Annotated in this window: 9 protein-coding genes; 5 read left to right on the top strand and 4 right to left on the bottom strand. The window is 48.2% G+C overall.

Annotated features, from left to right (window positions below):
- Window positions 1–125: 125 nt before the first annotated feature.
- From cysN to cysC, 3 genes are read left to right on the top strand one after another with little or no spacing between them, the layout of a single operon-like run.
- A complete protein-coding gene (gene cysN, locus N7386_RS04410) occupies window positions 126–1,568 on the top strand; it encodes a sulfate adenylyltransferase subunit CysN (RefSeq protein ID WP_086902092.1) in 1,443 nt (480 codons plus the stop codon).
- A gap of 3 nt (window positions 1,569–1,571) precedes the next feature.
- Entirely contained in the window at window positions 1,572–3,296 is a 1,725-nt protein-coding gene (locus N7386_RS04415) for an SLC13 family permease (RefSeq protein WP_279767173.1), read from the top strand.
- A gap of 48 nt (window positions 3,297–3,344) precedes the next feature.
- Window positions 3,345–3,962 carry an adenylyl-sulfate kinase gene (cysC, locus tag N7386_RS04420; protein ID WP_086902094.1) on the top strand — a complete coding sequence of 206 codons (618 nt, stop codon included), beginning with the start codon at window positions 3,345–3,347 and terminating at the stop codon, window positions 3,960–3,962.
- On the opposite strand, the gene N7386_RS04425 is transcribed toward cysC, so the two are convergent.
- The 4 genes from N7386_RS04425 to N7386_RS04440 form a co-directional block, all read right to left on the bottom strand.
- A complete protein-coding gene (locus N7386_RS04425) occupies window positions 3,954–5,834 on the bottom strand; it encodes an ATP-binding protein (protein ID WP_256657221.1) in 1,881 nt (626 codons plus the stop codon). The two genes, cysC and N7386_RS04425, sit on opposite strands and share 9 nt — an antisense overlap.
- 17 nt (window positions 5,835–5,851) lie before the next feature.
- Window positions 5,852–8,083: an EAL domain-containing protein gene (locus N7386_RS04430; RefSeq protein WP_279767174.1), complete on the bottom strand. Its 2,232-nt coding sequence runs from the start codon at window positions 8,081–8,083 to the stop codon at window positions 5,852–5,854.
- A gap of 141 nt (window positions 8,084–8,224) precedes the next feature.
- Window positions 8,225–9,064: a TIGR03899 family protein gene (locus N7386_RS04435; protein WP_220055552.1), complete on the bottom strand. Its 840-nt coding sequence runs from the start codon at window positions 9,062–9,064 to the stop codon at window positions 8,225–8,227.
- A 125-nt stretch (window positions 9,065–9,189) separates the two neighbouring features.
- Complete coding sequence (locus N7386_RS04440; RefSeq protein ID WP_279767175.1) at window positions 9,190–10,395, bottom strand: MFS transporter; 1,206 nt, start codon at window positions 10,393–10,395, stop codon at window positions 9,190–9,192.
- 442 nt (window positions 10,396–10,837) lie between these two features.
- On the opposite strand from N7386_RS04440, the gene hemG reads away from it, so the two are divergent.
- A complete protein-coding gene (gene hemG / locus N7386_RS04445; protein ID WP_011716010.1) occupies window positions 10,838–11,359 on the top strand; it encodes a menaquinone-dependent protoporphyrinogen IX dehydrogenase in 522 nt (173 codons plus the stop codon).
- A 41-nt stretch (window positions 11,360–11,400) separates the two neighbouring features.
- Entirely contained in the window at window positions 11,401–11,928 is a 528-nt protein-coding gene (locus N7386_RS04450) for a cytochrome b/b6 domain-containing protein (RefSeq protein ID WP_279767176.1), read from the top strand.
- Window positions 11,929–11,996 lie beyond the last annotated feature (68 nt).

The raw sequence follows: 11,996 nt of genomic DNA on the forward strand, positions 1-11,996 counted from the left end.
GGCATTTCGTGCACAGGTTGAGAGACAGATTAAACCGATTTCGTGAATGTCCCGATGAAGGCTTTTAGAGCAATCAAGTACCAGTGACTTCACGAACAGTTGAGCAAGATAAGAGTGAGATAAAGATGGATAAAGCGGTCAATAAAACCAATCGTATGGCGGCAGAAATCAGCCAGCACGGGGTAAAAGAATATCTAGCCCAGCAACAACATAAAGGTTTGTTGCGCTTTTTAACCTGCGGCAGCGTAGACGATGGCAAGAGCACTCTGATTGGCCGTTTACTGCATGACAGCGCGCAGATTTATGAAGACCAACTCGCCAGCTTAAAAAATGATAGCGCTAAGATGGGCACAACGGGTGAAGCCATAGACTTGGCTTTGTTGGTGGATGGTCTGCAAGCCGAGCGCGAGCAGGGCATTACTATCGATGTGGCTTATCGTTATTTTTCAAGCGACAAGCGTAAGTTTATTATCGCCGACACCCCAGGTCATGAGCAGTACACCCGTAATATGGCGACTGGCGCCTCAACCTGTGATTTAGCAGTGATCTTAGTGGATGCGCGTTATGGCGTGCAGACTCAAACCAAGCGTCATGCCTTTATTGCCTCTTTGCTGGGTATTCGTCACTTTGTGGTCGCGGTTAATAAGATGGATTTACTCGGGTTCGATGAGCAAGTGTTCAATCGTATCCGTAATGATTTCAGTGAGTTCGTAAAAGATTTTGGCGACTTAGATATCCACTTTGTACCCTTATCTGCACTCAATGGCGATAACGTGGTTGAGCCGAGTCTGCATACGCCTTGGTATCAGGGCGGCACACTGCTGGAACTGCTCGAAACCATTGATACTCAACGTGAACTCAGCGCCTTGCCTGTACGTTTCCCAGTGCAATATGTGTCGCGTCCAAATCTCGATTTTCGTGGTTTTGCCGGTACTTTAGCCTCTGGTGTCATCAAGGTGGGTGACGAGGTGGTTGCGCTGCCTTCGGGTAAGCGTAGCAAGGTTGAACGCATTGTGACCTTCGATGGCGATCTCGCCGAAGCGACTGCTGGGCAAGCCGTTACTATCACCTTAGAAGATGAAATCGATATTTCCCGTGGTGACTTACTGGCACTGCCAGAGAGTGCGCCACAGGTTGCCAATCAAATCGTGGCTGACCTAGTGTGGATGGATGAAAAACCATTACAACTCGGCCAGTTATACGACATTAAAGTTGCGGGTAAGAAGACCCAAGCCTCTGTGACGGCCATCGACTATGTGGTTGATGTGAACACACTTGCGCGCAGCAGCGCCGACACTTTAGGGCTCAATGCCATCGCCCGCGTGACCTTAGAACTGACCGAAGATATCGTCTTCGATGCCTATTCTCTGGTGCGTGATACTGGCGGCATGATCCTGATTGACCGTTTATCCAATGCTACTGTGGCGGCTGTGATGGTGGTATCGGGACAGCATGTGAACAAGCAAGCGTCCTCACAATTTAGCGCCTTTGAAATCGAGTTTAATGCGCTGGTGCGTAAGCACTTCCCGCATTGGCAAGCGATTGATATTTCAAAGCTTGGAGCCTAATACGTGAGTGACTTGTGGCTATTAGCTATAGTGTTGTTTGGATTAGTGGCTGGCTTAATCGCCGGCCGCATTAATCCTGCTGTGTTGTTTTTATTTGCTTTTTTACTCTGTTACCTCCTAGGAATGGTATCACTCGACACGGCGCTCACTAGCTTTACCAACACAGGTTTAGTCACATTGGTGTTATTGGTGCTGGCGGCGACGGCGCTGGAAAAAACCTCGTTGCTGGGCAAGTTAAGCCAAGTGATTGGCAATAATTCGCTTGCGGTGACTATGGCAAAATTGGGGTTTTCGACGGCGCTGCTGTCCTCTTTTACCAATAACACCGCCGTCGTTGCATCTTTGATTGGAGTGGTGCGCCGCAATCAGGCTCATGCTCCAGCTAAGTTGTTGTTGCCACTTAACTATGCGGCGATTCTGGGCGGTACGCTGACCTTAATTGGTACTTCCACTAACCTTATCGTCAACTCTTTTGTCGAAAATGCGGGCTTGCCTGCGCTGGGGTTCTTTGAGTTCACGCCAGTGGCCACGCTGATTGTGCTGTTAGGCATAGTGCTGCTGATTGTATTGGCCAATACCTTACCCGACAGGCGAGAGGATTCGACCGAAGAGACACTGCCCTATCTGCTGGAAGCCCATGTGGCCAAAGGCTCGTCTTTAGTCGGTCGTAGCGTGGTGGACAACAAATTAAGAGCCCTGAAAAAGCTCTATTTAGTCGAGCTTGAGCGCAGCGGCATCTGTATTTGTCCGGTTCCGCCACAGTTAGTGTTACAGGCGGACGATGTGCTGCGTTTCAGTGGCGCGGTGGAGTCGGTGGAGCTGTTGCATCAATTCGATGGTCTGGATTGGTTTGGTAAACATCAAGCAAAAGGGCAAAACCTAGTCGAAGCCGTGTTAGCACCCTCATCGAGTCTAGTGGGCAGCACCTTAAAGGAGTCTCGCTTTCGCGAACAGTTTGATGCGGCGGTAATGGCGATTCGCCGTGGTCATCATCCGCTAAAAGGTGGTTTGGGCGATATCGTATTACAACCAGGCGATGTGTTGCTGCTGACACCGGGGGATGGTTTTAGCACCAATGCTAAGCTGAGTACTGAATTTGCCGCCGTCAGCGGACTCGATTTGAATGTGCGCTTAGACAGCCGCCGCAGCCGTTTTGTATTAAGCAGTTTTGTGCTCACCATTGTGCTTAGTCTGACCGGCGTATTACCGCTGGCCAAGGGCTTAGTGCTATTACTGCTGAGCTACTTTGCCATTGGCGCTGTGACCTTGTCGGAGCTTAAGCGTCGCTTCCCACTGGAATTAGTAGTGATAGTCGGCAGTGCCTTAGGGTTGGCGAATCTGATGATGAGCACTGGTCTTGCCGATGGGTTAGCGCAAGGCTTGCTCGGTACCATCAATGGTTATGGGGTGTTTGGCGCCTTTGTGGGTGTCTATTTAGTCACCTTGTTGTTAACTGAACTCGTTACCAATAATGCCGCGGCTGCCTTGGCCTTTCCGATTGCCTATGCGGTGGCGCTGAATTATGGCGTCGATCCAAGACCATTTATTATGGCGGTAGTGTTTGGGGCCAGTGCCAGTTTTATTTCGCCCTACGGTTATCAAACCAACTTAATGGTGTTTAACGCGGGCAACTATCGTTTCAGTGACTTTTTGCGCTTAGGGCTACCGCTATCTGTGCTTTATTCCCTGATAGTGATTTTTATGGTGCCAGTTATCTTTCCGTTTTAATGATTTTTTGCCTTGGGCTTTTTGCGGTCTAAGGTTTGAGGAGTGTTTATGAGCAATATTGTGTGGCACCAACATAGTGTCGACCAAGCGGCCAGAGCTAAGCTTAAGGGCCAAAATCCAGTGTTACTCTGGTTTACTGGGTTGTCTGGTGCGGGTAAGTCGACTTTAGCAGGGGCGCTTGAGCGCGCACTGTTTGAGGCGGGCTTTCACACTTATTTGCTCGATGGCGATAATGTGCGCCATGGTTTATGTAAGGATCTGGGTTTTAGCGTCGCCGATAGGGATGAAAACTTACGCCGCGTTGGCGAAGTGGCAAAACTTATGGTGGATGCGGGCTTAGTCGTACTATCGGCCTTTATCTCGCCGACTCGCGGGGAGCGCGATAGCATACGTGCACGTTTTCCAGAAGGTCAATTTATCGAAGTGCATGTGTCGACGCCGCTTAGCATATGTGAGCAGCGCGATCCTAAGGGCTTGTATGTTAAGGCTCGCCGCGGTGAGATCAGCAACTTTACCGGTATTTCATCACCCTACGAGGCGCCGCTCTCGGCGGAGTTAACGATTGATACCAGTAAAGGGGATTTAGCCTCGCAAGTGCGTGCTTTAATCGATTATTTAACCGCGATTGGGGTCATCAATCCCGATAAGGCGAAAGCATTAGCCTAAGCTGATTTTATGGGACTCAGGGGCATTTGTTGGAATGGTTAATGTAAAACAAGTGCCTTTGCCCAGTTCACTCGTCACTTTGATATACCCGCCTAGTAACTGGGTCACCAGTTGATGTGCTAAATGTAATCCTAAACCTGTGCCGCCTTTACCTCTTCGAGTGGTAAAGAAGGGATCGAAGATCTGCTTTAAGGTTGCATCGTCCATGCCGCCGCCATTGTCTGTGACGGTAATGGCGACAAAGGCATCTTCGAGGCTGTAGGCCGTAATGTTGATTTGCCCATTACCGACATCTTCGAACGCATGGGTGAGCGCATTTGAGACTAAATTCTCGAGTACTTGCCCAAGGGCGCCTGGATAACTATTGAGTTCTATCTCGGGTGAGATGTCGATATTCAGTTCATGAAATTGCTTCTTCATTCTTAACCATGAGGTGTGCAGCATATCTTGCACTAGGCTAGTGAGTTTAAAGGCACGACGTTCTTCACCGGTGCGGTCGACCGCTAACCGTTTGAAGCTTTTCACTAAGGCGGCTGCGCGTTCTAGGTTTGCTTGGACTATCTCGGCGCCTTCATAAAAGTGCTCAAAATACGTATCGACATCGGAGCGTTTAAGGCCCGTTTCGAAGGCAGATTGCAATTTGCTGCACTCATTCTTCATGCTCGATAGGGTCATTAAAGAGGCGCCCACAGGGGTATTGAGCTCATGGGCGACACCCGCCACCATCATCCCAAGAGAAGATAATTTACCGGTTTCAATCAGTTGCTGCTGAGTATCGTGCAGGTGTTGCAGTGACTGCGCCAGCGCTTTATTACTATTTGCTAGCCGTCGCTGCTGCTCGGTTAAGTCATCATGGAGCTTATCCCGCTCGCACATTGATTTTGCCGTACGCCAGCAAACGGCGCTGCCCAATAACAATAGCAACAGACCAATACTCAATGCTTCGACAATGCATTGTTTGGTGATACTCGCCAATACGCTGTGGGAAATATGAGTCACGAGCCGCCATTCAGGAAGGGCCGCATTACCTATGTCATGCACATTTTCGTAGTCCCAGAGTCCATCTGGGGTGGTAAAGGCTACCTCGGTATTTTTGCGGATTTCTTGCCAAGCGGAGGGATTGAATTTGCTAAAGTTTACCTCTTCCCGTCCATACATAAATCCCCATGCCATTTGTGGCTGTGGTGCTAAAAGCCAGTAGCCGTCTGAGTTTAACATCGACAGCTCGACGCCCTCTTTAGCCGTATTGGCGATGGCATCCAGCATGGTTTGCGCGAGAAAATTCAGCGCAATAAACCCTTTTCTCTCCCCAGAGGCTAAAAACACTGGGGTGGTGATGCGCAGCATAGGTTTGATAGGGGTCTCAATGACTTTATTTTCGACATTTAAATCTAAAGGGGAAAAGTAAAACGTATCGGGTTCGAGCGCTAAACTCGGCGCTATGTAGTAGCGTCCTTGTTTAGATTGCAATTCTGCTTGCGGGACAATTTGTGCTTCATGGTTGATAAGATTAATGCGCACCTTTTCCATGGCGTCGTTATCGAGCCAGCGCACTTGATCGTACTGTAACGAGGCGTCGCTAAAGGCTTTAAAGAAGTTCTCAACAGCTGTCAGATCGGCATTTTTGCCCGACGCGGTATCGAGAAGAAGTTGATATTTAGCGAGAAATAGCGCGTCTCGTTTCAGGCTACCGAGATAGTAAGCTATGGTTTGATTGGCATCGGCAAGCACGGCATCGGCCTGTCGATATAAGGGGGTCATCGCATCTTCGTGGCGCTTTTGGTAGAGTACCAAGCTGAGCAGCGGCACCAATAACAGCCAAGGTAACATCAGCTTAAGCCAATATCGCCAAAATAACTGTTGGGAGGTCATAACGCGTTTCAATATCATCACAGAATGCTTTTTTGATAATTGGCGAGCCACACTAATAACTCTTGGAGCGGCATAGGTTTAGCGTAAAAATAGCCTTGGGCATCATGGCAGCCGCGGTCTTTAAGCCAGCGGGCTTGCTCGCGGGTTTCAACGCCTTCGGCAATCACATTCATCTTGAAGCGTTCACCCAGCAGGATAATGCTGTCGACAATCGCCGCGGCGCCATCGTCGGTGGTGATATTATCGATAAAGGATTTATCAATCTTAATCCTGTCAAAGGTCAGCTTGCTAAGGTAGGCAAGGGAAGAAAACCCAGTGCCAAAGTCATCGATCGCGACCTTGATATTCATATTGCGCAGTGCTTTGAGTTGTTTATTGATCACCTCAAAATTCTGCATGGCAATAGATTCTGTGACTTCAATTTCGATATGTTTGCTGGCAATCTGCGCCGCTTCTATATGGCTATGCAATTGATTGACGATTTTTTCCTGCTCAAATTGCATTGCGGAGAGGTTAACGCCAATACGTAAGTTTTGATAACCCGCCTCGGCGAGAGCATGCATGGCTTGGCATGATTGCACAAACAGTTGTTCCCCCAACTGAGTGATCAGCCCCGTCGCTTCGGCGATGGGGATAAAACGTAGGGGCGGCACCTTATCACCATTGGGTAAAGTCCAGCGCGCCAGCGCTTCGACCCCAACGACTTCTCCCGTTTGTAACGACACCTGTGGCTGCAGAGCAATATGAATATCCCCTTGGGTAATGCCTAACTGCAGTGCCTGTAGTAATTCAAAATGTGACGTCACATCATCGTTGTTGGGTTGATAGGTCACATGCTGACGAATGCCCAGACTCTTGGCCTTTTTGAGCGCCATATTCAGCTGAGTGATGGCGGCGACCGCATCCCCTTCGGCGAGCTCAAGGGGGAGAGTCACAGTGCTGATATTGACGGTAATGCAGGAGGTACCCTGTTGATAGGGGGCGACAAACAGCTGCTCAATCAGAGCGGCGGTGACTAAATGCTTAGGGCCTAAAATGGCAAACTTATCATCCTTTAAGCGGCTGACGAGCACACTCGCATCGAACTGCTCCCTCAGGCTATTGGCAACATGTTTGAGCATATTATTGCCATGCTCAGAGCCAAACACATGGTTAAAGTCTGAAAACTTATCAATATCAATGAGTAATAGATTAAATTTATCGCGAACATCTTCCTTTAAAATGCCATCGAGTGTGCGAATGAGTACATTGCGATTTGGGATCTTGAGTAAAGGATCTTCGAAGGCGATTTTATCCAACTGACTCATCAAGGAGACGCTGTGCAAGCCGCCGCAGATGTTCATGCTAAAGACGCGAATTAGCTCGGTTTCGGTCGCATCTAAGAGTCGCCCAGTGGCGAGGTAAACCGCATAGTCATTGCCAGCCAGCTCGCCGGGGAAAAACAGACAAGTGTATTGTGGCTCGATGCGTGATTGTTTACTGCTGAGCGATAATTCGAGTTGGATGCGAATATGTTGCTGCTCGAGCTGTTGCAAGGCTTTGCCGTAGTAAGACTCAAATTCCCCCGAGGCGCCAATGATCTGATGTATATGACCAAACTCGCTGAGGTCATTAATGGCTTTGACACAGACAATTCCGCCCGAAGGCAAATTCAGCAGTATGGCCAGTTGCTGTAGCATCTTGCTCGAGAGTTCTTTGATATTGCGCGAGGTATAGAGGGCGCCGCTAGACTCGGCGATTAATTGCAGTCCGCGTTTTGCGTTGGCGATATTACTGATCTGTTGATAGGAGCGCAGGTTGGTGGTCAGTATGGTTTGTAGGCGGTCGGCGGAGAGTTCCGACTTAGTCCAATAATCGTTGATATCATAGTCGCGCATCACGTTAAAAACCGGTGCCATGCCGGGTTGTCCGGTGAGCAGAATAATGCAAATTTTTTCGTTGCCGAGGACTTCTCGAATGCCGCGAACTAATCTCAGCCCTGCGTCTTCGGTCTCCATCACCACGTCGACTAAGGCAATGGCAAAATCGTCTTCATTGGCGACGATTTGGCAGGCTTCTGCGTAGCTAAATGCTTGGGTTAATTCTATTTTTGAGCCAAGAATGGTCAGGGTAGACAGGGCAAATGCGGTAGAGCGTTGGAAGTTAATATCATCATCAACTGTGAGAATTTTGACTGCTTTAGCAGCCTTTACCGCTGTGCTTGCTATGGGCTCATCTAAAAAAACAATTTCTTGCGATTGACTAACCATATTCTCTTTCCTTGAGATGCCTAAGCATCCTTATTAACTCAGCCTAGAAGTGAGCAATTTTTATACTCAAAGTATTTGCGACAGCTAGGCTTTATTCAAGAAAATATTTTTGTGGTCAGATATATAAGTCTTTTTAAGCCATTACTCGATTTTGAAATCCTTAGAAAACAGCGCCTGTAACGCCTTAAGGTATTCTTGATCCTGTTTGGGCAATACGAGCTGCGCCAGTTCATCGCCAATCGGCGTCAATCGATAGTAGCTAAACAGCAGGTTTCCGCTCTTGGGGGTGAGCTTCATTTGGATGCCGGGCATGCTCAGTTGGATGGGAGTTTTGCTGTTGAGTAACCCGGTTTCAAACTCACTGCTGTGGAGTATCCCAGCATCGACCAAGGTGAGAATGCTGGAGTAGGGCAGACCGAATTGGGATAAGCCAAGAGTGACAGTGCTATTTTTGCGAAAATACTGCCCGAGTCCACCAGTGAGTCGATAGCCGCTGATCAGTTTTAAGCGCTGCTCATTATTGACCTTGGCCGCCATGCCGAGGGCCTTTTCGAGGATTTGCGCTTCTCTGTGGGTAAGTTGTTTGAGTAGTGCTAGGGTGCGCAGGCTAAAGTTACCCGGGTTGACGATTTCACTCGAGAGAATACGGGCCCACAGATCCTGCATTTTACGGTTGTGGATTTGCTCCGCCATCAGGAAGAATTGATGACTCCAGTCGGGGTCGAGATCGACCCCCGTAACATCCGATGGTGTGTAGCTCAAGGCGAGGGCGAAAATGGTTTCGACATTGGCCTGATATTGGCTGGCGAGTTTGCGCTCCCTATGCTGTGCACGTTCGGCAATAGAGGCATTGGCGGGGCGATATTCCTGCTCGCTGGCGAGCCCGAGTTGGCGCCCAAGGAGCAGGGCTTTTTTACGGGCCGAGACCTCGGCTGCGGGAGCTGCTTCATCCGCAAGCATTAAAATATCTGAATCCTTCATGCCTTTATCCTGTGGCTTAATCGCTGTTGATACGCGGGATACTAGCTTATCCCGCGTGACCAGCTTAGTCGATTGCAATCCTTAAGTCTCTGCGCTGGATTGCTTTTATTGCGCAGCCTACCGTTTTAACTGTCGAGACTCGGTTTATCAATGCTTTTAGCTGGCCATGCCCAGTAGGTTTCATTTCCGGGGGATGGGTGGCGCGGCACATTGAGAGCCAATACTAATGAGCACACCGCAAAGCCTGCACCTATATAGAAGACGAGGGCAGGATCGCTTAGCCAGAGTAGGCCTAAGAGTACGGGGATAACGACTGCGGCGATATGGTTAATGGTAAAGCTGACCGACATAGTGGCGGCAATATCTTTGCTGTCGGCAATCTTTTGGAAATAGGTTTTCATGGCTATCGCCATCGCAAACAGTAAATGGTCAATCACATAGAGCGCGGCGGCCATATGGGGTTGTTCGACAAGGGCATAGCTGACAAACACAAAAAACAGCCCAATGTATTCCAATGTGAGGGCATTACGTTCACCAATACGGCCGATAAAGCGGCCAATTGCTGGGGCAAAAAGCAGGTTAACCACATAATTGATAAGGAACAGGGCGGTGATTTCGCTAACGCTGTAGCCGAATTTCTCGACCATCATAAAGCCTGCAAACACCATAAAAATCTGCCGACGGGCGCCGGAGAAGAAGGTTAGCAAGTAATACAACCAGTAGCGTTTACGTAGGATGACTTTTTTATGTTGCACTTCATGGGTGTCGAACTGGGGGTAATACAGGCTCATGCTGATGACCATCAGTAAACCTAATACACCAATAATCAAGTACATATGCCAGTAGTCTAGCTTCAGCCAAGTCATGACTAGCCAAATACTGCCATAACCGACTAAGGCCGCCGCGGAGCGCCATGCGAGGGCTTTACCCATAAACGCCGCAGTGTCTTGTTTATCGACCCATTGCAGAGTGAGGGATTGGTTAATGGTTTCAAAATAATGGAACCCAACTGACATCAGAATTGTGGTCAGATATAACCCCAACACCTGCGGAAAAAAGCCAGTAATCGCCACACCAATACAGAGCAAGGCTAATGAGATCAGAGCAAAGGCTTGTTCGCGCACTAACAGCAATACAAAAATAGCGGTAAAGGCTAAGAAGCCGGGAATTTCCCGCAGGCTTTGCAGCATACCGATTTCGGCGCCGGTAAATTGCGCTTTTTCAATCACGAAGTTATTAAGCAGGGCTTGCCAGACGGCGAAGACCAGCGACATAACAAAGGTCATCCACAGCAGTAATGCCTTTGGATTTGGGGTTTGAGTTGCGTTCATGGATGGGGTACTCAGGCGATAAGTGAACAAATGCTAATGCTTTTACCTGTTATTAGCCACCCGAGAGCTATAGTACTCATTCCTGATTTTGTAACATTTTGATCCCAAGGTAGTGGATATTTGTTTTTGTGAGCAAGCTAGAATTACCGTATATCTAGGGCATATTTGGCGCTAAGCCCGTGATCTATTTCATGTAAATTGATGACTAAATCACCTAGTATGCAATATCGTAATAGGCAGTTTGCTTTTTGCGTGATAAACCTAAACGGCTTCATATTTGACTGGTGAACCATAAAAGCGCCCCTCTGGTGCTTAATAAGCGCAGTGGTTGATTGGGTCATCGAGGCTGAATGTATTCGTTTGTTTAGGTCAACATAAAGCCGCCGTCTTTGTCTTTTTCTGGCCGCTTTTTCTTATTTTTGTTGAGATAATCGAGGCTTAAGTGAAAAAAATTCTGATCATCTTCTCTAGTGTTCATGGTCAAACTCGTAAAATCACCAATCAATTGGCGCAGCAACTCAAAGAGTTAGGCAACTCAGTGGTGATTGCGGATATTAAGGCCGTCCCTGCGATGGAATCCTTCGATAAGATCATTATTGGCGCCAGCATTCGTCACGGGAAACATAACCCCGCGCTGTATGAGTTTATTCAGAAGCATCAACAGATCCTCACGCAAAAGGTGAGTGGCTTTTTCTCCGTCAGTTTAGTCGCGCGTAAGCCAGAGAAAAACACCCCAGAAACCAATCCCTATATGCAGGCGTTTTTAAGTAAAACGACATGGCGCCCTAAGCTGTTACAGGTATTTGGCGGTAACTTAAATTACCAAGGCTATAACGCGTTAGATAGAAATATCATCCGCTTTATCATGTGGTTAACTAAGGGGCCTACGGATCCTGTCACTAATGTTGAATACACTGACTGGCAAAAAGTGAATGATTTTGGCCAACAGATCCATCAAGCCTAAATGGGCGAATGGGATAAGTCTGCCGCAAAGGTAACCCAACTATGTCAGAAAAATTAACGCAGGCACTCGGTTTTTTGTTGGCTCGTTTGCACGTTTGGATTGTGCTGTCTTCTACTTTACTCGTCTGTACTAGCCCGTGGATCTTTATCGGCAGAAGCCTGCGCGCTAATGCTAGCGTTTGGGATTATCTGCATGTTTATCTTGGATTAATCTGTGCCGTACTCGGGATCTTATTTTTACTGCGCAATACTCTTCAAGGGAAATGGCATCAGTATTTTGCCTGGTTGGTGGGAGACTGGGGGCAACTAGCGCAGGACATTAAAGGACTGTTTAAGGGCAAACTACCGGTCGCGGGTGGTAAGGGCTTGTTCAGTACGGTTGAAGGCATTGGCATGTTGCTGCTGGTGGCCACTGGCGTGACGGGCGCGATATGGTTTATTTATCAAGGCACTCCGCTCGCGATGACTTGGCGTGGTTATCATCAAATCTGTGCCGATTTTTTTATTGGGTTTTTAGTCGTTCACTTGGTGCTTGCAGCAACACATATTATTGAATTTATTCGCCAATAGCATTTTACTCTGTCAGGTTAGCTCAAGAGTTTGGCCCGCTTTTGCGCCTTCTCTCACTATAGGTTTAC

Source organism: Shewanella sp. GD04112, from assembly GCF_029835735.1.
In the GTDB taxonomy this organism is placed as follows: Bacteria; Pseudomonadota; Gammaproteobacteria; order Enterobacterales; family Shewanellaceae; genus Shewanella.

What these genes read in the sequence shown, in the direction of transcription:
- cysN (WP_086902092.1), top strand. Translation starts at nt 126, where the DNA reads ATGGATAAAGCGGTCAATAAAACCAATCGTATGGCGGCAGAAATCAGC.
- N7386_RS04435 (WP_220055552.1), bottom strand. Translation starts at nt 9,064, where the DNA reads ATGAAGGATTCAGATATTTTAATGCTTGCGGATGAAGCAGCTCCCGCA.
- N7386_RS04450 (WP_279767176.1), top strand. Translation starts at nt 11,401, where the DNA reads ATGTCAGAAAAATTAACGCAGGCACTCGGTTTTTTGTTGGCTCGTTTG.
- N7386_RS04440 (WP_279767175.1), bottom strand. Translation starts at nt 10,395, where the DNA reads ATGAACGCAACTCAAACCCCAAATCCAAAGGCATTACTGCTGTGGATG.
- cysC (WP_086902094.1), top strand. Translation starts at nt 3,345, where the DNA reads ATGAGCAATATTGTGTGGCACCAACATAGTGTCGACCAAGCGGCCAGA.
- N7386_RS04430 (WP_279767174.1), bottom strand. Translation starts at nt 8,083, where the DNA reads ATGGTTAGTCAATCGCAAGAAATTGTTTTTTTAGATGAGCCCATAGCA.
- N7386_RS04425 (WP_256657221.1), bottom strand. Translation starts at nt 5,834, where the DNA reads ATGACCTCCCAACAGTTATTTTGGCGATATTGGCTTAAGCTGATGTTA.